Here is a 23548-nt window from a genome sequence, read left to right as displayed (position 1 = left end):
GAAGAATATCGCCTCACTCGCCCAGCCGGATCTCCCGGGTCACAGTCCCCCGCCGCGGATCCACCAGCAGCACGCGCTCCCCGTCCGGGCGGCGCACCCAGACCGCGACCACGCCGTCGCCCGCGCTGACGCCCTGGATCGCCGTGCCCTCCGGCTGGCGCAGCGCCAGCGCGCCGCCGGGCGCGGCATTGCCGCCGCCGAGCTTCTGGACGAGCGCCACCGCAAGCCCCACGGTGCCGGCGACGATCAGCACCCCCATCACCGCGACCAGAATCTTGAGCCCACGCACCGACGACACCCCCAGCCTGTTCGAAATCCATGCGAGTCCCGCCGATGCCGGCAACCGTGCCGACCGGTTCCTCGCCGCGGCGATAGGCTCGCTCTCGCGTTCCCGCGTCAAGGCGCTGATGGAGGCCGGGCACGCCACGCGCGACGGCGCGCCGCTGACCGACCCGTCGGAATCGATCCGACCCGGGGCGGTCTACGTGCTCAATGTCCCGCCGCCGGAACCCGCGACGCCGATCGCCCAGGACATTCCGCTGACCATCCTGCACGAGGATGCGGACCTCATCGTCGTCGACAAGCCGGCCGGCCTCGTCGTCCATCCGGCCCCCGGCAATCTCGACGGCACGCTGGTCAATGCGTTGCTTGCCCATGCCGGCGACGACCTGCCCGGCATCGGCGGCGAGAAGCGGCCGGGCATCGTCCACCGGCTCGACAAGGACACCTCCGGCGTCATGGTCGTCGCGAAGACCGAGCGCGCCCACCACGCCCTTTCGGAAGCCTTCGCGACCCGCGACCTCGACCGCAGCTATGTGGCGCTCTGCTGGGGCCTGCCGCAGCCGCTGGAGGGTGAGATCGATGCCGCGGTCGGCCGCCACCCGGTCGACCGCAAGCGCATGGCTGTCCTGACCGGGCGCGATGCCCTCACGCGCGGCAAATCCGCCCTCACCCGCTACGCGGTCACACGCGGTTACGGCACCGCCTGCGCCCTCATCCGCTGCAAGCTGATGACCGGGCGCACCCACCAGATCCGCGTGCACCTGGCCCATATCGGCCATCCCCTGGTCGGCGACCCCGTCTATCTGCGCCGCATCCCCGCCGCCGCCCGCACCCTGCCGGAGCCCGCGCGCCAGGCGCTTCTGGCCTTTCCCCGCCAGGCGCTGCACGCCGCCAGCCTCGGCTTCCGCCACCCCATCACGGGGGAAAGCCTGCGCTTCGAGACACCATTGCCCCCGGACATGCAGGCGCTGGTCGGGTTGCTGGATGGTAACGGGCGGTAACCCGACTGTTGCAGTCGGGTTTTCCTTGCCCGAATCCAGCCACCGCGCTATAACCCCTTTGCCGAGGCAGCCCCGGGCGCCGCTTCGATGCCGTGGACACACTCCCGACGAGGATCGGGTGCAACGGCTGGGTTCGGGGCGCGTTCGGACGGGCAGGGCGTAACCTCCGAGGGAGATACGCCGAACCTGTGATCAGGCTGCCGGAGCATCCTCCGGTCAACCATTCCGCCGATCAGGCCCCGCCATCACGGGGACGCCCAGTCGGTTCAGGAGGCAGATGAGCATCATGGCTTCCATTTCAATGTCCGCGATGGCCCCCGAGGGCAATCTTTCGCGTTATCTGCAGGATATCCGCAAGTTCCCCATGCTCTCCCCCGAGGAGGAGCTGGATCTTGCCAAGCGCTGGAAGGACAAGGGCGACAGCGACGCTGCCCACAAGCTCGTCACCTCCCACCTCCGCCTCGTCGCCAAGATCGCCATGGGCTACCGCGGCTACGGCCTGCCGGTGGGTGAGCTGATCAGCGAAGGCAATGTCGGCATGATGCAGGCGGTCCGGCGTTTCGACCCGGAGCGCGGCTTCCGCCTGGCGACCTACGCCATGTGGTGGATCCGCGCCGCCATCCAGGAATACATCCTGCATAGCTGGTCGCTCGTGAAGATGGGCACGACCGCTGCGCAGAAGAAGCTGTTCTTCAACCTGCGGCGCCTGAAGGGCCAGATGGCCGCCCTGGAAGAGGGCGACCTGAAGCCCGAGCATGTGACGAAGATCGCCGATACCCTGCAGGTGCCCGAGCAGGACGTGGTGTCGATGAACCGGCGCCTCGCTTCCTCCGATCAGTCGCTGAACGCGCCGGTGCGCGCCGACAGCGAGGGCGAGTGGCAGGATTGGCTGGTCGACGACAGCGAGAGCCAGGAGGACGAGCTAGCGGAGCGGCAGGACATGTCGAACCGCCGCGAGCTGCTCGGCCAGGCGCTGAAGACGCTGAACGAGCGTGAGCGCCACATCCTGATCGAGCGTCGCCTCAAGGAAGAGCCGACGACGCTCGAGGAACTCTCGCAGCAGTACAACATCAGCCGCGAGCGGGTGCGCCAGATCGAGGTCCGCGCCTTCGAGAAGCTGCAGAAGAGCATGAAGCAGCAGATCGTCGAGAAGCGCCTCGAACTGGCCTGATCCGGCCGGCCGGAGTTTTTGGAGGGCGCGGGGCGAGAGCTCCGCGCCCTTTTCTATTGGCCGCCCGCCCGAAGGGCGTCACCCGTTTCTACGGGGCGAGCGAAGCGATCCTCCTTCGCCAAGGCTTCGGAGGACAAATGCCCCGGGGCCGCGAACAAGCCCTCCGAAGCGCGCAGCGCGAAGGAGGATGCGGCCCCGCGCGCGACCGACAGTCGCTGTTGGCGCCGGCGCTTGAGGCTCAAATGTGCGATTGTCGAAAATCGACAATCTAGCTAGGCTGCTTCCATGAGCGCCCCCGAAGCCGCCCTCGATGCCTTGGCCGCGCGGCACCTGGCCGGCAGCCGCTCGATGCCCGATGCGGTGGCGGAGGCGCTCCGGGACGGCATCCTGACCGGCCTGCTGCCGGCCGGCCGCCAGCTCAAGCAGGATCACCTCGCGCGCCGCTTCGGCGTCAGCCGCGCCCCGGTTCGCGAAGCGCTGCAGATCCTGGCCGGCGAGGGGCTGCTGACCGTCAGCCGCCACCGCGGCGTCATCGTCGCGCCGTCCGACCCCGCCGACCTGATCGAGATCGCCGAGCTGCGCGGCCTGCTCGAAGGCCATGCGCTCCGCCTCTCCGGCCCCCGCCTCTCCGCCGCCGACTTCGAAGATGCCGCGGCGCTGCTCGACCAGGCCGAAGCTGCCGCCGAACCGATCCTGCAGGCAGAGCTGCACTGGCGTTTCCATCGCGCGCTGCTGCACCGCGCCGAGCGCCCGCGCATCCTCGCCCAGATCGAGCACCTGCACATCGCCGTCTCCCGCTACCTCCTGCCCGCCTGGACCGCGGCCGGGCTTTCGGTCGGCTGGGTGGCGTCGCACCGCGATCTGCTCCACCTCGTGCGATCCGGCCAGGTCGGGGCCGCAGCGGAGCTCAACAGCAGCCAGATCGAGGAGGCGCGGAGCCGCGTCGCCGCCTGGCTGCAGACCCGGGAACCAACATGAGTTTCGACACCGCGATCGATGCCACCGGCAAGCGGGTGCTCACCTTCGACTGCTACGGCACGCTGATCGACTGGGAGAGCGGCATCCTGGCGCGTGTCCGCCCCTGGCTCGCGGCCGCCGGCCGCGCCGATATCCCGGACGACCTGGTGCTGTCCGCCTTCGCGCTGCACCAGGCCCGGCACCAGCAGCCCCGCCCCGCCCTGCCCTATCCGGAGGTGCTGTCCCGCACCTGGGGCGACATCCAGGCGACCTTCGGCCTGCCCGACGATGCCGGCCAGTGCGCCGGTTTCGCGGCCTCCTGCGGCGACTGGCCGCCCTTCCCCGACACCGTCGCGGCGTTGCGCCGCCTGTCCACCCGCTTCGCGCTGGTGATCCTTTCGAATGTCGACGACACCTCGCTCGCCCACAGCCTGCGCATGCTGGAGGTGCCCTTCCTGCTGACCGTCACCGCGGAGCGCGTCGGGTCCTACAAGCCGGGCCTGCCGCATTTCGAGACCGCGGTCGCCGAGCTGGCCGCGCGGGGCTTCGCCAAGCCGGAGATCCTGCATGTGGCGCAGAGCCGGCACCACGATGTGGATCCCGCCGCGCGGCTCGGCATCCCGACCGTCTGGGTGAACCGCCGGCATGGCAAGCGCGGCACCGGCGCCACCATCGCCAATGCGGCCACGCCCATCTCCCGCGTGCCGAGCCTCGCCGCGCTCGCGGATGCGCTCGGGGTCTGAGAGACCGTTGGAAATGGCGGCGGCGGAGGCTGGCTGATGCCCCCGCGCCGGGTCATCCGTCCGCCCGATCGGCATCATGCGCGAACGCGATTGGCGCTGCGGCGGCGGAAGGCCCAGATGGGTGGGAGCAAGGCTCTCCCGCCGCGAAGGTCCTTTCCCATGCCCGATGCCCCGCTGCCCGCCGCCGTCACCGCAGAGCCCCCCGCCCCCGCCGGGCTCCGCATCGGCCACGTCCATCTCAAGGTCGCCGACATCGAGCGCGGCCTGCGCTTCTGGCGTGACGCCATCGGGCTGGAGGAGCAGCAGCGCTATGGCGACCAGGCGGTCTTCCTCTCGGCCGGCGGCTATCATCACCACATCGCCCTCAACACCTGGGAGAGCGCCGGCGGCGACCCGCCGCCGCGCGGCACCACCGGCCTCTATCACGTGGCGCTGCTCTACCCGGACCGCCCCTCCCTGGCGCGGGCGCTCAAGCGCCTGATCGCCCATGGCATCGCGCTGGAAGGCGCCTCGGACCACGGCGTCTCGGAGGCGCTCTATCTGCGCGACCCCGATGGCAACGGCGTCGAGCTGTACCGCGACCGCGACCCCACGGACTGGCCGCGGGACGCCACCGGCCGGCTGACCATGGGCACCAGGCGCCTCGACCTGCAGGCGCTGCTGGCCGAGGCATGACCCTCCCCCTGGCGCCGCCGGCCCTTGCGGCCTAGACACCCGCCATGGACGCCCTCCCCCCCGAGGCCAGCGACGTCGCCCGTGAGGCGGCGCGCCGGCGCAGCTTCGCGATCATCGCCCACCCGGACGCGGGCAAGACCACGCTGACCGAAAAGCTTCTGCTGCGCGGCGGCGCCATCCAGCTCGCCGGCGCGGTGCGCGCCAAGGGCAATGCCCGGCGCACCCGGTCCGACTGGATGAAGATCGAGCAGGACCGCGGCATCAGCGTCGCGACCAGCGTCATGACCTTCGAACGCGACAATGTCGTGTTCAACCTGCTCGACACCCCCGGCCACGAGGATTTCTCCGAGGACACCTACCGCACGCTGACCGCGGTCGACGCGGCAGTGATGGTGCTCGACGCCGCCAAGGGCATCGAGAGCCAGACCCGCAAGCTGTTCGAGGTCTGCCGCCTGCGTGACATCCCGATTGTCACCTTCATCAACAAGATGGACCGCGAAGCGCGCGATCCCTTCGAGCTGATGGACGAGATCGAGAAGACGCTGGCGCTCGATGTCGCGCCGATCGCCTGGCCGGTCGGCCGCGCCTCCGAATTCGCCGGCACCTACGATCTGCGCGAGAAGCGCTTCCTGCCGGTCGACGCGACCGACGCCGATGCCGTGCCGCTCGATGGGCCGAACGACGCCCGGCTGCCGGCGCTGGTCGGCGAGGCGCGCGCCGCGGCGCTGGCCGAGGAGGCGGAGCTGGCGCTGGCCGGCTTCGCGGAATTCGACCTCGCGGCTTTCCGCCAAGGCACGCTGACCCCGGTTTTCTTCGGCTCGGCGCTGCGCGATTTCGGCGTCGGCCACCTGCTCGATGGCCTCGCGCGCTATGCGCCGCCGCCGCGCGCCCGTCCGGCCGATGCCCGCACGGTGGAGCCCGGCGAGCCCGCGCTGACCGGTTTCGTCTTCAAGGTCCAGGCGAACATGGACCCGAACCATCGCGACCGCGTCGCCTTCGTGCGGCTCTGCTCGGGGAAGCTCATCAAGGGCATGCGGCTGAAGCAGGTGCGCACCGGCAAGCAGGTGCCGGTGAACGCGCCGCTTTTCTTCTTCGCCAAGGAACGGCAGGTCGCTGAGGAAGCCTGGCCGGGCGATGTCGTCGGCGTCGCCAACCATGGGACGCTCCGCATCGGCGACACGCTGACCGAGGGCGAGGCCATCAACTTCCGGGGCGTCCCCTCCTTCGCGCCGGAGATCCTGCGCAGCGTACGCCTGGAAGACCCGATGCTGGCGAAGAAGCTGAAGACCGCGCTGTCGCAGCTCGCGGAGGAAGGGGTGGTGCAGCTCTTCCGGCCCTTCGACGGCTCGCCCCCCGTGGTCGGCGTGGTCGGCCAGCTTCAGCTCGATGTGCTGCAATCCCGCCTCAAGGTCGAATACGGCGTGCCGGCCGGCTTCGACGCCACCCAATGGCAGATGATGCGCTGGATCGCCGGCGAGGACCGCACCGCCATCGAGCGCTACCTCGATGCCAACCGCCGGGACACGGCGGAGGACCATGACGGGGAGGTCGTCGCCCTCTTCGGTTCCGACTGGCGCCGCAAGCGCGCCGAGGAGGAATGGCCGATGCTGCAATTCCACGCCGTGCGCGAACAGCACGGGCTGGAGCAGATGAAGCGGTAACCGATACGCCTCTTTTCCTTGGCACAGGCGTTGCTACGCTCCCTCGCAACGAGGGGAGCAATGCGATGACCGAGTCCGATTTCGACGCCGAGGCCTATGCGCGGGAGATGGCGCGCCTGGTGCACCTGCCCATCGATGCGGCCCATCTGCCCGGCGTGGTGCAGAATCTCCGCCTCGCCGCCCGCATGGCGGCCACCATCGAAGGCATGGCCATCCCACGCGAGCGGGAAGCCGCCCCGGTCTTCATCGCCGGGCGGCGGGCGTGATCGCCGACGCCCTTTCGATCGCCAAGGCTGTCAGCACCGGAGAGACCAGCGCGGCCGCGGTGACCGAAGCGGCACTGGCCCGGATCACGGCACGAAACCCGGCGCTGAACGCCTTCACCACCGTCACTGCCGACCGCGCCCGCGCCGAGGCCGCGGCCGTGGATGCAGCGATCGCGGCCGGACGCGACCCCGGCCCGCTCGCGGGTGTGCCGGTGGCGGTGAAGAACCTCTTCGACCTCAAGGGCGTCGTCACCACCGCGGGGTCGAAGATCGACCGCGAGAACCCGCCTGCCGCCGAAGACGCCTTCCTGGTCCGGCGCCTCACCGCCGCCGGCGCGGTGATGCTCGGCGCGCTGAACATGGACGAATACGCCTATGGCTTCACGACCGAGAACGCCCATGACGGGCCGGCGCATAACCCACACGACCTGACGCGGATCGCCGGCGGCTCCTCCGGCGGCTCCGCCGCTGCCGTCGCCGGCGGGCTGGTGCCGATCACGCTGGGCTCGGACACCAATGGCTCGATCCGCGTGCCCTCCTCGCTCTGCGGCATCTGGGGGGTGAAGCCGACCTATGGGCGGCTGTCGCGCGGCGGCAGCACGATGTTCGTCTCAGCCTTCGACCATCTCGGCCCCTTCGCGCGGACACTTGCGGACCTGGCGCTCGGCTACGACCTGCTGCAGGGCGAGGATCCGGCCGACCCCGCCCAGCATTGGCGCGGCGAGGCGCCGGTGCTGCCCACGCTCGACGCCGGAATCACCGGGCTGCGCATCGCCGTCGCCGACGACCACTTCTCCCGCGGCGGCCATTCGGAAGCCTTCGCGGCCGTGGCGCTGGCCGCCGCGGCGCTCGGCGTCACGCGGCGCGTCACCATCCCCGACGCTATCAGCGGCCGCGCCGCCGCCTTCCTGATCACCATGGCGGATGGCGCCAACCTTCATATGCCGAACCTCCGCAGCCGGGCCGCGGATTTCGATCCCGGCACGCGCGACCGCTTCCTGGCCGGCGCGCTGCTGCCGGCGCATTGGGTGCAGCAGGCGCAACGGGTGCGCGCCGCCTACCGGGCGAGTGTCGCACGCCTCTTCGACACCGTGGATGTGATCCTCGCCCCGGCCACACCCTTCAGCGCCACCCCGATCGGCCAGGCGATGATCGAGATCGACGGGCAGGCGGTGCCGATCCGCCCCAATCTCGGCGTCTTCACCCAGCCCATCTCCTGCATCGGCCTGCCGGTCGTCGCCGCTCCGATCGCCGAGCCGGCCCGCGCCGGCACGCCGGGCGGGTTGCCGATCGGCATCCAGATCATCGCGGCACCTTGGCGGGAAGATCTCTGCTTCCGCGTGGCGCGCGCCCTTGAAGCCGCCGGCGTCTGCGCCGCGCCCCCCTTGCCTGGAGACCCCGCGTGATCGTCAACGACCCCGCCACCCTCGCCGAGGTCACGGCCCAGTTCGAACGCTACGAGCAGGCGCTGGTCGCCAATGACGTCGCGGTGCTGGACGAGCTGTTCTGGGACAGCCCGCTGACGCTGCGCTACGGCGCCACCGAGATCCTGCACGGCTATGCGGAGATCCAGGCTTTTCGCGCCGGCCGCCCGGCACAGGGACTGGCGCGGCGGCTCGGCCGCACCGTCATCACCACCTACGGCACCGATTTCGCGACCGCCAACACCACCTTCCAGCGCGAGGGCAGCGACAGGACCGGACGCCAGAGCCAGAGCTGGGTGCGCCTGCCCGGCATCGGCTGGCGCGTGGTCGCCGCGCATGTCTCGTTGATAGGCTGAGACCTATCCTTACCGGGCGCGGGCGCGGCAGCGGAAGACGACCGCCTGCCGCGGCTCGCCCCCGGCATCGGAGAGGCTGGCGTCGAGAATGCGCGCCCCCAGCGCCGGATCGTCGAGCGCCGGCCAGCGGCATCCGCGGGGACCCGAGCGAGGCGTGATCCGCGCTGCGTAGAAGCTTTCATCGGCGACGCCGGACTGGCGCAGCGCCGGAGGATCGCCGGCGCAACCGGCCAGCATGGACAATAGACAGAGGGCAATGCGCCGCCGCATCGGTCGCCTCGCATCCTTGGGGCGACAGGGTCTCAGAACCCGTTTCGAGATCGTTAGCAGCATCGGCCTCCTGCTCAGCGCCGCACGGCGGCGGTGATGAAAGCCTCGCCGTCCGCGGGCAGCAGCAGGCGGTCGCGGACCAGCGCCTCCACCGCCGCGCGCACCGCCGCCTCCGGCCGCCGCTCCCCGCCATAGCGTTCCTCCAGCGACGGGCGCGGGTCGCCCGAGGCAGCGCGCGCCGCGCGGGTCGCGGCGAAGGGGAAGACGCTGCCCTCCCGGTCGCAGAGCTCCCCGGCGAGGCCCTCGCCGGCATGGATGTTCCAGCCGGTCTGGGTGCCAAGCGGCACCGCGAGATCGGGCAGCGCAACGCCGCCGCGGTCATTGCCGTCGGCATCGAGCGCCGGCACCAGCACCCACCAGGCGCGCGCCTCGCCGCGGGTGCCGGCGACCCAGTCGGTGACGGGCGCGACCGGCGTCGCGAAGCGCGGCCGCGCGGCGCCGGGGATCACCGGGAAAGCCTCCAGCGCCGCACCCGCCTCGACCAGGGTGCCGTCCCCGATGCGCGGCACCCGACTGGCCGGCGGCGTGATCCCGCGCGTTGCCCAATCGTACGAGCGCCACCAGCAGCGCCCGCAGCAGCGGCCCGGCGGAATGCGGGTTGTTGAGGTTCACGCAGGTGCCGCGCGCGGTCGTCAGCCCGGCGCGGCCGGCATGCTTGGTGCCGGCGACCAGGAAATGCCGCACGCCCGGAAGCTCCGGCAGATCGCGGATACCGCCGGGATCGGTATGGGTCAGGGAAGCACCCTTCTGCCAATACTCGGTCGCGGTATTCACCTCGATGACCAGGGGATCGGTGGCGTCGCCGCGCAGCAGCGCGCCCTCGGCGCCGGAGACCGGGTCGCGCGTCGCCGCGAGCGCGATCGGGAACCAGTTCTCCGGAAAGGCGAAATCCTCGTGCCAGGTGGCGGTGCGGTTCGGCTGCGCGAAGCGCTCATTGATGAAGACGCGCCCTGCGCCGGCGATATGCACCAGCATGCCGTCGAAGACGCGGCGCCCATCCTCATCGGCATTCATCCCGAGCCCCAGATGGTGCCGCAGGTAGCGCCCGGATTGCGAGATGCCGACCGCCAGCACCGCCCGCACCGAGATGTCGGCGACCGGGCTGCCGGCGCCGCCGTGGCGCAGATGCGCGATCAGGTCCCGCGTCGCGGCATAGCCCATGCCGAGCGGCCGCGCGCCACGCGCCGGATAGCGGAACTCGTAGATCGACAGCGGCTCGAACCGCGCGCCGCCGGCGAGCCGGATGGCCTGCTCGCCCGCATATTCGAAACCGACCGGACGCGGCGCGTCGTCGCGGGCCCGGCGCAGCGTCAGCGTGGCGCGGGCCGGATCGCGGTCGGCGACCGGGTAGGAGAGCGGCGCCTCCGCGCGGTTCGCAGGCAGCCGCACGCCGAAGACGAATTCGTCGCGGATGTCAGCGGTGACGCCCTCGATCATCGGCAGGGTGATGGAGAGATTGCCGTCCGCCCGCGGTACGTCGGGATCCCAGCCATTCCAGACGAGGGTATGGCCGAGGCGCAGCGCCAGCGCATTGCCCACCGCCTCGGCGCCGTCGAGGCCGTTCATCCGCGCCTGCGACACCGTCGCATCCTGCAGATAGGCCAGCATCAGCTTGCGGCCGCGATTGGTGACCTCATGCACCAGCCGCCCGCTCGCCCGCGCGGGATCGACGGGGCGCAGGATCTCGACCTCGGTCGCGTATTCGACGCGCCCGCGCGCATTGCGCGGCGCGATCGCGATATCGGCGATGACGGCGTTGCGCGGATCGGCGGGATCGAGCTCGCCGCGCGCCAGGGCGCGGATGATCTGGTAAGGCCCGGCGCCGAAATCCCGCCCCTCGGCGAAGGGCCGGGTCTCCAGGACTTCAATGCTCGTGATGCGCGCCTGCGCGGCCGCCGCGCAGAGCAGCATGGCCGCCAGCAGCGGCCGGAAGGCGAGACGCATGGATGATCCTCCGCGCGCGGGTCTTCGCCCGCCACGCGGAGGCTAGCACGTAGATAACAGAAGCGGACCGGTCACAGGCCGGTCCGAGGCCGCGAATGCGGCCTGCCGGTAGTCCGGCGAAGCCAAGCCGCGCGGATGCGCGGCGCCCGGCGTTTGAGGGCCTATCAACCCGCGAAGGGGTCCTTCATGACGATGGTGTCGTCACGCTCCGGACTGGTGCTGAGCAGCACCACCGGTGCCTCCACCAGCTCCTCGATGCGGCGGATGTACTTCACCGCCTCGGCCGGCAGATCGGCATAGGAGCGGGCGCCATAGGTGGAGCCGCTCCAGCCCGGCATGGTCTCGAAGACCGGCTTGGCGCGCGCCTGGGCGCCGAAGCCCGCCGGCAGGCGCTTCACCACCTTGCCGTCGATCTCATACCCAACGCCGAGCTTCAGCTCCTCGAGCCCGTCCAGCACATCGAGCTTGGTCACCACGAGACCCTGCACGCCGCCGAGCTTCACCGCCTGGCGCACCATCGCGGTGTCGAACCAGCCGCAGCGGCGCGGGCGGCCGGTGACGGTACCGAATTCGCGGCCGCGCTCGCCGAGCCGCTTGCCGATGTCGTCATGCAGCTCGGTCGGGAAGGGCCCGCTGCCGACCCGCGTCGTATAGGCCTTCGCGATGCCGAGCACGTAGCCGACCATGTCCGGCCCACAGCCGGCACCGGCCGCGGCATTGCCGGCGACGGTGTTGCTGCTGGTGACATAGGGGTAGGTGCCGTGATCGACATCGAGCATCACCGCCTGCGCGCCTTCGAACAGCACGCGCTTGCCCTCATGCCGCGTCGCGTCCAGGCGTTCCCAAACCGGCTCGGCGAAGGGAAGCAGCTTCGGCGCCAGCGCCAGGAGCTGATCGAGCAGCGCCTGCTTCTCGAACTCGGGCGCACCGAGGCCGCGGAACAGCGCGTTGTGGTGCAGCAGCAGCTCATCGAGCTTGGCCGAGAGCGTCTCCGGCTCCGCGAGGTCACAGAGGCGGATGGCGCGGCGGCCGACCTTGTCCTCATAGGCCGGGCCGATGCCGCGGCCGGTGGTGCCGATCTTGTCCTCGCCGCGCGCCGCCTCGCGCGCCTTGTCGAGTGCGGGGTGCAGCGGCAGGATCAGCGGCACGTTCTCCGCGATGCGAAGGTTCTCCGGCGTCACCTTGAGCCCCTGGGCGCCGACCCTGGCGATCTCGGCCAGCAGCGCCTCCGGGTCCAGCACCACGCCATTGCCGATGATGCCGAGCTTGCCGCGCACCACGCCGGAGGGGAGCAGCGAGAGCTTGTAGGTCTCATTGCCCACCACCAGCGTATGGCCGGCATTGTGGCCGCCCTGGAAGCGCACGACGACATCGGCGCGGCTGGCGAGCCAGTCCACCACCTTCCCTTTGCCTTCGTCGCCCCACTGGGCGCCGATCACGGCGACATTGGCCATGGCGTCAAACCTTCTTCGGAAGCGGGGCGGCGCGGCCGCCCTCGAGAGGAGCGGCACGGCCGCCCTCGAGAGGAGCGGCACGGCCGCCCTCGAGAGGAGCGGCACGGCCGCCCTCGAGAACATGGGTGCAGCGGAGCCGGCCGGGCGTATCGCCCGGACCGAGCGCCGCGACGGTCGCGAAGCCCTGCGCGCGCAGGGCGCGCGCCAGTTCGGGATCGCTGCCGGCCGGAATGAAGACGCGCGGCATCGGCGCGGGCTGCGGCGCGGCGCGCAGCATGGCGTCCGGATAGAGGGACATGCCGGTCGCCGCCTCCCCGCGCTGCGCCTCGTAGCGGCCGCCGCGCCCCATCTCGCCGCTGTTGCCCGGGCCATAGAGGGTGAAGGCGACGCCGGTGTGATACTGGAAGCCGCGGAACTCGACCGGGTCGAGCGTGATGCGCAGCCCCGGTGCCAGCGCACGGATCGCGGCGATGACGGCGGCGGCATTGTCGGCAATGGCGCGGGCGGCCGGCGGCAGATGCGCCGCCTCCAGCGCCGCCAGGGCGCCATCGGCCGGGCCCGCCGCGTGCAGCAGGGGCGAGAGGCCGGCGAGCGCCGCGCCGCCTTCGGCGGCGGCCTCGGCGACCGCGGCGGCGTCCTTGCGATCCAGTGCTCGTGCCAGGCGCCGGCGCAGCTCCGGGGAGACGCCGGCATGGTCGAGCAGCGCTGGCGCCATGGTCGGCAGGGTGATGTCGAGGCTGCCATCGGCGACCCCGACCGCGGCCAGGGCTTCCACCGCTACCACCGCGACCTCGGCATCCGCCGCCGCGCTCTCCGCGCCGATCAGCTCGATGCCGACCTGCGGAAGCTGGCGCGCGGGCGAGAGCTGGGTGCCGCGCACCCGCAGCACCTGGCCGGCATAGGAGAGACGGAGCGGCCGCGGCTCCGCCCCCAGCCGGGTCGCGGCGATCCGGGCAACCTGCGGCGTGGTGTCGGCCCGCAGCCCCATCATGCGCTGGCTGACCGGGTCCATCAGACGGAAGGTCTGCTCGGCGACGGCGGCGCCGGAGCCGGCCAGCAGGCTGTCCTCGAACTCCAGCAGCGGCGGCTTCACCCGCTCATAGCCATGGCCGGCAAAGGTCGCCATCAGCGCCTCGACCAGCGCCGCCTCGCGCTCCGCCTCGGGAGGGAGCGCGTCGACCAGGCCTGCGGGCAGCAGCGCGGGGTTCGGGATGTCGTCGGTCATTTTCGTCGGAGGTGTGGCAGGCTGGGGAGCAGGCCGCAACCCCTGTGCCTCGCGTGGACCGGGGGAATGAATTCCCCCGGACCCCCTTCTTCTACTTTTATCAATTGCACTGTCGGACTGGACATGGCGGCCGTGCTGCCCAGCCCAAGTGGGGTCGATGTATACGTCGACGGGGAGAATTCATTCTCCCCAGCCACCAGCCCCCGCCGATCAGAACGCCAGTTTCTGCGCCTGCACCACCAAAGGCAGCGCCCGCACCTCCGCCAGCACCGCATCCGGCAGCGGCGCGTCGAGGGAGACCAGGCAGATCGCGTCGCCCCCGGCGGCCGCGCGGCCGAGATGGAAGGTCGCGATGTTCACGCCCGCATCGGCCAGCACCATGCCGAACCGCCCGATGAAGCCGGGCTTGTCGTGGTTGGTGACGTAGAGCATGTGCGGGGCGAAATCCGCCTCCACGGAGATGCCCTTGATCGCGACCAGCCGCGGCTTGTCATTGGCGATCAGCGTGCCTTCCAGCGCCCGTTCCTGCCGGTCGGTCCGCACCGTGACCCGCAGCAATGTCTGGTACTCGCCGCTCCGCTCATGCGTGGTCTCCGCGACATCGATGCCGCGTTCCCTGGCGACGACCGGCGCGTTGACCATGTTCACCGCGCCCATCAGCGGTGTCAGCACGCCGGCCAGAGCCGCGGCGGTCAGCGGCTTGTGGTTCAGCTCCGCCGCATGCCCTTCATACTCGACGCGGATGGCGCGGATCGCATCGCCCCCGGCAGCGGTGAGTTGCCCGGCCATGCCGCCGAGCAGCCGCGCCAGCTCCATATAGGGCTTCAGGCGCGGCGCTTCCTCGGCCGTCACGCTCGGCATGTTGATGGCGTTCGAGACGGCGCCGCTCAGCAGGAAATCCGCCATCTGGTCGGCGACCTGCAGTGCCACATTCTCCTGCGCCTCGGCGGTCGCGGCGCCGAGATGCGGGGTGCAGATCACGTTCTCCAGCGCGAAGAGCGGGCTGTCGGTCGCGGGCTCGGTCTCGAAGACGTCGAGCGCCGCGCCGGCGACATGGCCGGATTTCAGCGCGTCGTAGAGCGCCGCCTCGTCGACAAGACCGCCGCGGGCGCAGTTGATGATGCGCACACCGCGGCGCAGCTTGGCGATATTCTCACGGGAGAGGATGTTCTTCGTCTGCTCGGTGAGTGGCGTATGCAGGGTCAGGAAGTCGGCGCGGGAAAACAGCTCCTCCAGCTCCACCTTCTCGACGCCGAGCTCGACCGCCCGCTTCTCCGACAGGAAGGGGTCGAAGGCGACGACCTTCATCTTCAGGCCGACCGCGCGGTCGGCGACGATGCTGCCGATATTGCCGCAGCCGATCAGGCCAAGCGTCTTGCCGAACAGCTCGACGCCCATGAAGCGGTTCTTCTCCCACTTGCCGGCCTTGGTGCTGGTGCTGGCATCCGGAAGCTGGCGGGCGAGTGCGAACATCATCGCGATCGCGTGTTCGGCGGTGGTGATGGCATTGCCGTAGGGCGTGTTCATCACCACGACGCCGCGCGCCGTGGCGCTCGTCACGTCGACATTGTCGACACCGATGCCGGCGCGCCCGACGACGCGCAGCTTCGGCGCGGCATCGAGCACTTCGCGCGTCACCTTGGTCGCGCTGCGGACGGCGAGGCCGTCATAGTTGCCGATGATGGCGCGCAGCTCCGCCGGTGCAAGGCCGGGCTTGAAATCCACCTCGAGGCCGCGGCGCTCAAAGATCGCGACGGCAGCGGGCGAGAGCTTGTCGGAGATCAGGATCTTCGCCATGGCTCAGCGCCCCTCCGCCACCTGGGCGAAGGCCCAGTCGAGCCAGGGCAGCAAGGCTTCGATGTCGGCGGTCTCGACCGTCGCACCACCCCAGATGCGGAGCCCCGGCGGCGCGTCGCGATAGGCGCCGGCATCGAGTGCCACCCCCTCCTTCTCGAGCAGCGAAGCGAGCTTCTTGGCCGCCGCCGCCTGCGCCTCCGCATCCAGTGCCGCGAACCAGGGCGCCTTGATCTTCAGGCAGATCGAGGTGCAGGAGCGGGTGGCGGGGTCATCGGCCAGGAAATCGCACCAGTCGCTCTGTGCGACCCAGCCGGCGATCGCCGCCAGGTTGCGCTCGGAACGCGCGATCAGCCCTTCCAGCCCGCCGACGCCCTCCGCCCAGCGCAGCCCGTCGATCGCATCCTCGACGCAGAGCATCGAGGGGGTGTTGATCGTCTCGCCCTTGAAGATGCCCTCGATCAGCTTGCCGCCCTTGGTCAGGCGGAAGATTTTCGGGAGCGGCCAGGCCGGCTTGTGCGTCTCCAGCCGCTCCACCGCACGCGGCGACAGCGCCAGCATGCCATGCGCGGCTTCGCCGCCCAGCACCTTCTGCCAGGACCAGGTCACGACATCGAGCCGGTCCCAGGGCAGGTCCATCGCGAAGGCGGCCGAGGTCGCGTCGCAGATCGCGAGCCCCTTACGGTCGGTCGGAATCCATTCCTTGTAGGGGACGCGCACGCCGCTGGTGGTGCCGTTCCACACGAAGACCACGTCGCGTTCCCAGTCGACGGCGCCGAGGTCCGGCAGCGCGCCGTAGGGCGCTTCCAGCAGCCGCAGATCCGTGAGCTTGAGCTGCTTGGCGACATCGGTCGCCCATTCCTTGGAGAAGCTCTCCCACACCAGCACGTCGACGCCGCGCGGGCCGAGCGCCGACCAGAGCAGCATCTCGACCGCGCCGGTATCCGAGGCCGGGACGATGCCGAGCTTCCAGTCGGCGGGCAGCTTCAGCACCGCCTTCGACCGCTCGATCACTTCGGCGAGGCGCGCCTTGGGGCCCGAGGCGCGATGGCTGCGCCCGAGCAGCGCGCCTTCGAGCGCGGCCAAGGTCCAGCCGGGACGCTTGGCGCAGGGACCAGAAGAGAATTGGGGATTCTTCGGACGCAGGTCCGGCTTTGTCGCCATTGGCGTAGCTCCCTTCCAGAAGCAGATGCGCTCCGGTGGGGGAGCGTGGCCCGTCCCCACCCTACCGCCTCTCAGGGAATACGGGAAGGGTCGACCGTGATGCTGTGGTCGAGCGGCCCGTGGCCATGGCCGTAGCCCGGCGCCGCCTGGATCGCCGCCCGCACATAGCGCCGGGCGCGGGCCACCGCGTCGTGCAGCGGCATGCCCTGGGCGAGGCCGGTGGCGATCGCGCTGGCGAGCGTGCAGCCGGTGCCGTGGGTGTGCCGCGTGTCGATGCGCGGCGCTTCGAAGCGCGCGGTGCCGGCGGCGGTGACCAGCAGGTCCACGAGAACAGCGCCTTCCATATGCCCGCCCTTCATCAGCACCGCCCCGGTGCCGAGGGCGAGGATGCTGCGGCCGGCACGCTCCATATCCGCCTCGCCGGCGATGGCGTGGCCAGCAAGCAGCTCGGCTTCCGGCAGGTTCGGCGTGACCAGGGCGGCGGCCGGGATCAGCCGCGCCTTCAAGGTCTCGATCGCCTCGGGGTGCAGCAGCGGGTGGCCGCCCTTGGCGACCATGACAGGGTCGGCGATCAGCGGCACGTCACGCGGCAGCTCCGCCAGCACCGCCTCGATGGTCGGGCTGTCCTGCAGCATGCCGGTCTTGATCGCATCGGCGCCGATATCGTCCAGCACCAGGCGCATCTGCTGGCGGATGAAATCCGCCGGCACCGGCATCACGCCCTGCACGCCGAGGGTGTTCTGGGCGGTCAGCGCGGTGATCGCGGTCATGGCGTAGCCGCCGAGCGCCGTGACGGTCTTGATGTCCGCCTGGATCCCGGCGCCGCCGCCGGAGTCCGATCCTGCGCAGATCAGAACCTTGCCTTGCATCATGCTGCCTTGGCGCGCGCCCGAATGGCATCCGCGAGCCGTTCCACGGTACCCGACACCACCGCCTCATCCTCCGCCTCCGCCATCACGCGGATCACCGGTTCGGTGCCGCTGGGGCGGATCAGCACGCGGCCTTGCTCGCCGAGTGCTGCCTCCTCCGCCGCGATCGCCGCCTGCACCGAGGCATCGTCGAGCGGGCTGGTCCCGACATAGCGCACATTCACCAGGCGCTGCGGCAGCGGGTCGAAGCAGCGGCAGACCTCGCTCGCCGGGCGCCCCTCCTCCACCAGCACGGCCAGCACCTGCAACGCCGCGATCAGGCCATCGCCGGTGGTCGCGAAATCGGTCATCAACACATGGCCCGACTGCTCGCCGCCGAGGTTGCACCCGGTTTCCCGCATGCGCTCCGCGACGTAGCGGTCGCCGACCGCGGTGCGCAGCAGCGCGGTGCCCTGCGCCTTCAGGAAGCGCGCGAGGCCCATGTTGGACATCACCGTCGCCACCACCGCGCCGCCGGCGAGCCGGTCCTGCGCCACCCAGCTCCGCGCGATCAGCGCCAGGATCTGGTCGCCATCGACGAGGTGGCCCAGCTCATCGACCAGCACCAGCCGGTCGGCATCGCCATCGAGCGCGATGCCGAGATCGGCGCGCCGCTCCCGCACCGTCTCCGCAAGCTGCGCCGGCGCGGTGCTGCCGCAGCCCTTGTTGATGTTGGTCCCATCCGGCGCGACACCCAGCGGCACCACCTCCGCGCCCAGCTCCCACAGCACCGTCGGCGCCACCTTGTAGGCGGCGCCATGCGCGCAATCGACGACGATGCGCAGGCCTTCGAGGCTGAGGCGCTTCGGGAAGCTCGCCTTCGCCGCCTCGATGTAGCGGCCGGGTGCATCCTCGAGCCGGGAGGCCCGGCCGAGCCGCGCAGGTGCGGCGAGGACGGTCGTGAGATCGCCGTCCATCAGCGCCTCGATCGCGCTTTCCTGCGCGTCGGACAGCTTCAGCCCGTCGGGGCCGAACAGCTTGATGCCATTGTCCTCATAGGGGTTGTGGGAGGCGCTGATCATCACGCCGAGATCGGCGCGCAGGCTCCGCGTCAGCAGCGCGATGGCGGGCGTCGGCAAAGGGCCGACCAGCACCACATCCATGCCCGCACCGATGAAGCCCGCGGTCAGTGCCGGTTCCAGCATATAGCCTGACAGCCGCGTGTCCTTGCCGATCACCACCCGGTGGCGATGGCTGCCGCGGTTGAAGAAGCGCCCCGCCGCCTGGCCGAGGCGGAGCGCCGTCGCCGCATCCATGGGCGCCCTGTTCGCGGTGCCGCGAATGCCGTCGGTGCCGAAGAGGCGGCGGGTGCTGGACATGCGGGCTCGATCTTCCCCCTGTGCGGACGCGGAACCGGCGTCCCCCGCCGCTTCCCTACAACCTGCGGGGGCTTGGCGTCCATCGGAGGGCCACCCCCAGGGCCTTTGCCAGGCGGCCTGGCCGTGATCTTCTGCGCGCCTGCGGACAGGGATATTCCAGATGACCACGCTCCCGGATTGCCAGGTGCCCGGCCTGCACCACTACAAGCTCGGGGACATCCTGGTCACCGCCGTCAGCGACGGCTTCCTCCGGGGCTCCATGACGGTGTTGCAGAACATCACGGAGGCGGATTCTTCCGCCATGCTGCGCGCCGCCTTCCGCCCGGCGCCCCGGCATACCTCGCTGAACTGCTTCCTGATCCGATCGGGCGGCCGGACGGCGCTGATCGACACTGGCGCCGGGGCGCATATGCAGGCCTCGGCCGGCAAGCTGCAGCAGAACCTGGCCGCGGCCGAGGTCGCGCCGGAGGCGATCGACACGGTGCTGCTGACGCATATGCATCCCGATCATTCCAACGGCCTGGCCGACGCCAAGGGCAGCGCATTCTTCCCCGCCGCCGAGCTCGCGATGCACGAGGCCGAATACGCCTATTGGTGCGAAGACACCGGCGCCGAGGCCGCGGTCACCGCGAGCAACCGGGGTGTCCCCTACTTCGCCATGGCCCGCAGCCAGGCCGCACCCTATCGCGACCGGCTGAAGCTGTTCCGCGGCGGCGAGGTCTTCCCGGGCGTCACCGCCTTGCATTTCCCCGGGCACACCCCCGGCCATAGCGGGTTCCTGGTCACCTCCGGCAGCGAGAGCCTGCTGATCTGGGGCGACATCGTGCATGTGCCGGAAGTGCAGGTGCCGCGCCCCGAGGTGACGATGCAGTATGACGTCGACCCCGCACAGGCCGAGGCGACGCGGCGGCGCGTCTTCGACATGGTGGCCACCGACGGCCAGCACATCGCCGGCATGCACCTGCATTTTCCCGGCACGGCGCATCTGGCACGCGAAGGCGGCGGCTATCGCCTGCATCCCGACGCCTGGCGCTTCGAGATCTGAGCCTCAGGTCTCCGGCGCCGGCACCGGCGGCGCCTCGCCGGCTTCGCAGGCGCGCCACACCGCCAGGGCCTGCACCGTCTCCGCCACGTCATGCACGCGGAGGATCGCCGCCCCCCGCGTCGCGGCGGCGAGCGCCGCGGCGATGCTACCGGCGGTGCGCTCCCCCGCCGTCTCCACGCCGGAGAGCGTTCCGATGAACCGCTTGCGGGATGCGCCGTAGAGGATGCGGCAGCCGATGCCGGCCAGGATCGGCAGGCGTTCGGTCAGTGCCAGGTTATGGTCCAGGGTCTTGCCGAAGCCGAGGCCCGGATCGATCGCGATGCGCCCGCGCGGGATGCCGAGCGCTTCCAGCGTTTCGACGCGATGACGAAGGAAGCGCGCCACCTCCAGCGTCACATCCTCATACTGCGCCATCTCCTGCATGCGGCGGGGATCGTCGCCCTGCATGTGCACGAGGATGACCGAAGCCTCCGCGCGCGCCAGCACCCGGATCGCCTCCGGGTCGTGGCGGAGGGCGGAGATGTCGTTGATCATCTCCGCACCCGCCTCCAGCGTCGCCTCCATCACCCGGGCATGGCGGGTGTCGATCGAGACCGGCGCCGCCTTCGCGAGTTCCCGCACCACCGGCAGGACGCGGCGCAGCTCCTCCTCCACGCTCACCGGATCGGCGCCGGGGCGCGTCGATTCACCGCCGATGTCAAGGATGTCGGCGCCCGCTTCCAGCATCGCGTGCCCGGCCTCGATCGCCGCCGCATGCTCGGCATGTCGGCCGCCGTCGGAGAAACTGTCGGGTGTCACGTTGACGATGCCCATCACCAGCGGCCGGTCGATCGGCAGCCCCGCGAAGGGCACCGGCCGCAGCGCGAGCGTCGAGAGCGCGTCCTGCCAATCCTCCGGCACTTCGGACAGCGGCCCGATGCCGAGATTCTCCCCTTCCTCGATCAGGCGGACCATGGTGAAGGCGCTGGACCCGCCGGCGAGCGGCAGCGCCATGCCGAGCTTGATGGCGTGGAAGGCGGCCGGCCCATGCAGCAGGCCCAGTGGTTCAATCCAGCGCTCGATGGATGCGGACAAGGCGGGGTCCCCGAAATGCAGAAGGGGCGGGCACCATCCGGCACCCGCCCCGCAGGAGAAACCCCAACCCGCGCCCCGTCGCAAGGGCCGTCACATTGCCTGGTCACCACACCAAGGAGAGAAGCTGCCCACCAAGCACCCGCGGCCGCAGGCCGCCATCCGGTTCGGCGGAGCGAGGCAAAGCCGATGCTCCGGGGCCGCGAATGCGGCCCCGCGCGCGACCGCCAGCCGCCGCCAATGCACACCTGACAGAGCGAAAGCCAAGCCGGCGGATGCCGGCGCCGGCGTTTGAGGACAAAGAAAAACGCCCGCCTTTTCAGGCGGGCGTTTGATCAGGTCGCCGCGGCCGGGCCCGGGTTCAGCCCCGGCCGTGGTGGCGGCGCCGGGCGGCCGCTGGTCGGCACGCTGCCGCGGCCCTGGTTCACTGGCTCGTCGGGGCGCACGCGCACCACCGGCTCGCCGCGGATCACCTGCTTGATCTCGTCACCCGACAGCGTCTCATGCTCCAGCAGCGCCTTGGCCAGCAGATGGAGCTGCTCGACGTTCTCGGTCAGGATCTGCTTGGCGCGGGCATAGGCACCGTCGATCAGGCCGCGGATCTCACTGTCGATCAGCCGCGCCGTCTCTTCCGAGAGGTTCTTCGTCTGGGTCACGCTGTGACCGAGGAAGACCTCCTGGCTGTTGTCGCCGTAGCGCACCATGCCGAGCCGGTCACTCATGCCCCATTCGGTGACCATGGCGCGCGCCAGGCTGGTCGCCTGCTGGATATCGCCCTGGGCGCCGTTGGAGACATTGTCGGCGCCGAAGATTACTTCCTCCGCGACGCGCCCGCCCATCGCGAGCACCAGCTTGCCCCGTGCCCAGGCGCGCGAATGCGAGAGGCGGTCGCCCTCCGGCAAGGACATCACCAGGCCGAGCGCGCGGCCGCGCGGGATGATCGTTGCCTTGTGGATCGGATCACTCGAAGGCTCGTGCAGAGAACAGATCGCATGCCCGGACTCGTGATAGGCGGTCATGCGCTTCTCTTCCTCGCTCATCACGAGGCTGCGCCGCTCGGCGCCCATCATCACCTTGTCCTTGGCCTGCTCGAGCTCGAACATGCCGACGGTGCGGCGGCCGGTGCGCGCGGCGTAGAGCGCCGCCTCGTTGACCAGGTTCGCGAGGTCGGCGCCGGAGAAGCCCGGCGTGCCGCGCGCGATGACCTTCGGGTCGACATCGGCGGCCAGCGGCACCTTGCGCATATGCACGCGCAGGATCTTCTCGCGCCCCATCACGTCGGGGTTCGGCACCACCACCTGGCGGTCGAAGCGGCCGGGGCGCAGCAGCGCCGGGTCGAGCACGTCCGGGCGGTTGGTCGCGGCGATGAGGATCACGCCCTCATTGCTCTCGAAGCCGTCCATCTCGACGAGCATCTGGTTCAGCGTCTGCTCGCGCTCGTCATTGCCGCCGCCGAGGCCGGCGCCGCGATGCCGGCCGACCGCATCGATCTCATCGATGAAGATGATGCAGGGGGCGTTCTTCTTGCCCTGTTCGAACATGTCGCGTACGCGGCTGGCGCCGACGCCCACGAACATCTCGACGAAGTCGGAGCCCGAGATGGTGAAGAAGGGCACGTTCGCCTCGCCGGCGATGGCGCGCGCCAACAGCGTCTTGCCGGTGCCGGGCGGGCCCACCAGCAGCACGCCCTTCGGGATCTTGCCGCCGAGGCGCTGGAACTTCTGCGGATCGCGCAGGAACTCGACGATCTCCTCGAGCTCGCTCTTCGCCTCGTCGATGCCGGCCACGTCCTCGAAGGTGACGCGGCCCTGCTTCTCGGTCAGCAGTCGGGCGCGGGACTTGCCGAAGCCCATGGCGCGGCCGCCGCCGCCCTGCATCTGGCGCATGAAGAAGATCCAGACGCCGATCAGCAGCAGCATCGGGAACCAGGACATCAGGTAGTGGAAGAGCGGGTTGACCTCGCTCTCCTCCGGCCGCGCCACCACGCGCACGCCCTTCTCGGTCAGGCGCGAGACGAGTTGCGGATCCTCAGGCGTATAGGTCTGGAAGCTGCGGCCGTCGGCGAGCTGGCCGGTCACGGTGCGGCCCTGGATGGTCACATCGCGCACATGGCCGGCATTCACTTCGTTGACGAAATCGGAATAGGCGACCTGCTGGGCGCTGGCCCGGTTGCTCCCGGAGGGCTGGAACAGGTTGAAGAGCGCCACCAGCAGCAGCGCCACGATCACCCAAAGTGCCAGGTTCCGGCCAAAATTGTTCACGTGGTCAGTCCCATTCCTCTCGCCCTGCGGCGCGTCCCGAGGCCCGGCGGGGCCTAGTCCAGTCTAGATGGGGACGGATCGCCCAGGCTTGAATGGGTGTCCCGTCGCTTCCCCCTCGCCTCCCGCCCAACCGAGCGCCACACCCCCGGCCGGGGTGAAGGCGAGCGTGAAGGGAGCGCAGGCGGAGCGCGAAGGATAGTCCAGCCCGGGCACCGCCGCCAGCGCTCCTTCCGCATCCCGGATCGCCGGCAACCCGCGGCGCAGCGCAGCCGGCAGGCGCTGCGCGCCCGGCGGCGCCTCGGCGCCGAGGGCACCCAGCATGTAACCGCCGGCGGCGCCGGGACCGATCAGCCGGAAACGGCCGTCCCAATGCGCACCCCGGGTCGCGGCCAGGGGCGGCGCCACCGCACCGGGCTCACGCAACAGCAGCAGGGCGCCGCGCGCGCCGGGGCGCAGCCAGCATCCGGCGAGCGTGCCACGGCCGCGGGCCAGCAGCG

At 70.7% G+C, this 23548-nt stretch carries 21 protein-coding genes and 2 pseudogenes; 10 read left to right on the top strand and 13 right to left on the bottom strand.

Annotated elements, in window-relative coordinates:
- Window positions 1–13: 13 nt before the first annotated feature.
- Window positions 14–289 carry a DUF6476 family protein gene (locus tag GXW71_RS15860; protein ID WP_367615851.1) on the bottom strand — a complete coding sequence of 92 codons (276 nt, stop codon included), beginning with the start codon at window positions 287–289 and terminating at the stop codon, window positions 14–16.
- Here GXW71_RS15860 and GXW71_RS15855 point away from each other — a divergent pair.
- The 9 genes from GXW71_RS15855 (at window position 276) to hpxZ (ending at window position 8536) form a co-directional block, all read left to right on the top strand.
- On the top strand, window positions 276–1283 hold the full coding sequence (locus GXW71_RS15855) for an RluA family pseudouridine synthase (protein ID WP_211853509.1): 1008 nt from the start codon (window positions 276–278) through the stop codon (window positions 1281–1283). The genes GXW71_RS15860 and GXW71_RS15855 overlap by 14 nt on opposite strands.
- Window positions 1284–1569: 286 nt before the next feature.
- On the top strand, window positions 1570–2454 hold the full coding sequence (rpoH, locus tag GXW71_RS15850; protein WP_246526617.1) for an RNA polymerase sigma factor RpoH: 885 nt from the start codon (window positions 1570–1572) through the stop codon (window positions 2452–2454).
- Between the two features lie 285 nt (window positions 2455–2739).
- Entirely contained in the window at window positions 2740–3432 is a 693-nt protein-coding gene (locus tag GXW71_RS15845; protein ID WP_211853508.1) for a GntR family transcriptional regulator, read from the top strand.
- A complete protein-coding gene (locus GXW71_RS15840) occupies window positions 3429–4154 on the top strand; it encodes an HAD family hydrolase (RefSeq protein ID WP_211853507.1) in 726 nt (241 codons plus the stop codon). The genes GXW71_RS15845 and GXW71_RS15840 overlap by 4 nt, the downstream gene beginning before the upstream one ends.
- Before the next feature lie 159 nt (window positions 4155–4313).
- On the top strand, window positions 4314–4829 hold the full coding sequence (locus tag GXW71_RS15835; protein WP_211853506.1) for a VOC family protein: 516 nt from the start codon (window positions 4314–4316) through the stop codon (window positions 4827–4829).
- Between the two features lie 44 nt (window positions 4830–4873).
- Window positions 4874–6490, top strand: a complete 1617-nt coding sequence (locus GXW71_RS15830) for a peptide chain release factor 3 (protein WP_211853505.1) — start codon at window positions 4874–4876, stop codon at window positions 6488–6490.
- A gap of 65 nt (window positions 6491–6555) precedes the next feature.
- Window positions 6556–6756, top strand: a complete 201-nt coding sequence (locus GXW71_RS15825; protein WP_211853504.1) for a DUF4089 domain-containing protein — start codon at window positions 6556–6558, stop codon at window positions 6754–6756.
- Window positions 6753–8162 (top strand): AtzE family amidohydrolase, encoded by a 1410-nt coding sequence (locus tag GXW71_RS15820; protein WP_211853503.1) that lies wholly within the window; start codon window positions 6753–6755, stop codon window positions 8160–8162. The genes GXW71_RS15825 and GXW71_RS15820 overlap by 4 nt, the downstream gene beginning before the upstream one ends.
- Window positions 8159–8536, top strand: coding sequence for an oxalurate catabolism protein HpxZ (hpxZ, locus tag GXW71_RS15815; RefSeq protein ID WP_211853502.1), 378 nt, complete (start codon window positions 8159–8161; stop codon window positions 8534–8536). Before GXW71_RS15820 ends, hpxZ begins: the two co-directional genes overlap by 4 nt.
- A 9-nt stretch (window positions 8537–8545) precedes the next feature.
- Here hpxZ and GXW71_RS15810 read toward each other — a convergent pair whose 3' ends face one another.
- From GXW71_RS15810 to glmM, 9 genes and pseudogenes are all read right to left on the bottom strand, one after another.
- Window positions 8546–8806, bottom strand: coding sequence for a putative periplasmic lipoprotein (locus GXW71_RS15810; protein WP_211853501.1), 261 nt, complete (start codon window positions 8804–8806; stop codon window positions 8546–8548).
- Window positions 8807–8880: 74 nt separating this feature from the next.
- On the bottom strand, window positions 8881–9375 hold the full coding sequence (locus tag GXW71_RS35190; protein ID WP_408901995.1) for an alpha/beta hydrolase domain-containing protein: 495 nt from the start codon (window positions 9373–9375) through the stop codon (window positions 8881–8883).
- A 139-nt stretch (window positions 9376–9514) separates the two neighbouring features.
- Window positions 9515–10303 (bottom strand): annotated as a pseudogene (locus tag GXW71_RS35595) (alpha/beta hydrolase domain-containing protein); the annotation flags it as partial.
- 671 nt (window positions 10304–10974) lie between these two features.
- Window positions 10975–12264 carry an adenylosuccinate synthase gene (locus tag GXW71_RS15795; protein ID WP_211853498.1) on the bottom strand — a complete coding sequence of 430 codons (1290 nt, stop codon included), beginning with the start codon at window positions 12262–12264 and terminating at the stop codon, window positions 10975–10977.
- 4 nt (window positions 12265–12268) lie between these two features.
- Window positions 12269–13489: an ATP phosphoribosyltransferase regulatory subunit gene (locus tag GXW71_RS15790; RefSeq protein ID WP_211853497.1), complete on the bottom strand. Its 1221-nt coding sequence runs from the start codon at window positions 13487–13489 to the stop codon at window positions 12269–12271.
- 210 nt (window positions 13490–13699) lie between these two features.
- Window positions 13700–15286 (bottom strand): phosphoglycerate dehydrogenase, encoded by a 1587-nt coding sequence (gene serA / locus GXW71_RS15785; protein ID WP_211853496.1) that lies wholly within the window; start codon window positions 15284–15286, stop codon window positions 13700–13702.
- A gap of 3 nt (window positions 15287–15289) precedes the next feature.
- A complete protein-coding gene (locus tag GXW71_RS15780; protein ID WP_211853495.1) occupies window positions 15290–16447 on the bottom strand; it encodes a phosphoserine transaminase in 1158 nt (385 codons plus the stop codon).
- Window positions 16448–16518: 71 nt separating this feature from the next.
- Window positions 16519–17316 carry a bifunctional hydroxymethylpyrimidine kinase/phosphomethylpyrimidine kinase gene (gene thiD / locus GXW71_RS15775; RefSeq protein WP_211853494.1) on the bottom strand — a complete coding sequence of 266 codons (798 nt, stop codon included), beginning with the start codon at window positions 17314–17316 and terminating at the stop codon, window positions 16519–16521.
- Window positions 17316–18674 carry a phosphoglucosamine mutase gene (gene glmM / locus GXW71_RS15770; protein ID WP_211853493.1) on the bottom strand — a complete coding sequence of 453 codons (1359 nt, stop codon included), beginning with the start codon at window positions 18672–18674 and terminating at the stop codon, window positions 17316–17318. The genes thiD and glmM overlap by 1 nt, the downstream gene beginning before the upstream one ends.
- Before the next feature lie 160 nt (window positions 18675–18834).
- Here glmM and GXW71_RS15765 point away from each other — a divergent pair, with 160 nt between their 5' ends.
- Entirely contained in the window at window positions 18835–19719 is an 885-nt protein-coding gene (locus GXW71_RS15765) for an MBL fold metallo-hydrolase (protein WP_211853492.1), read from the top strand.
- A 3-nt stretch (window positions 19720–19722) separates the two neighbouring features.
- Here the strand turns inward: GXW71_RS15765 and folP are convergent, their stop codons facing one another.
- From folP to GXW71_RS15750, 3 genes and pseudogenes are all read right to left on the bottom strand, one after another.
- A complete protein-coding gene (gene folP / locus GXW71_RS15760; RefSeq protein ID WP_246526616.1) occupies window positions 19723–20793 on the bottom strand; it encodes a dihydropteroate synthase in 1071 nt (356 codons plus the stop codon).
- 332 nt (window positions 20794–21125) lie between these two features.
- Window positions 21126–23051: an ATP-dependent zinc metalloprotease FtsH gene (ftsH, locus tag GXW71_RS15755; RefSeq protein ID WP_211853491.1), complete on the bottom strand. Its 1926-nt coding sequence runs from the start codon at window positions 23049–23051 to the stop codon at window positions 21126–21128.
- Between the two features lie 63 nt (window positions 23052–23114).
- Window positions 23115–23548: pseudogene (locus GXW71_RS15750) on the bottom strand (hypothetical protein); the annotation flags it as partial.

Source organism: Plastoroseomonas hellenica, assembly GCF_018129085.1.
Classification (GTDB): Bacteria; Pseudomonadota; Alphaproteobacteria; order Acetobacterales; family Acetobacteraceae; genus Plastoroseomonas; species Plastoroseomonas hellenica.
This window is presented reverse-complemented; position numbering and strand designations above follow the sequence as displayed.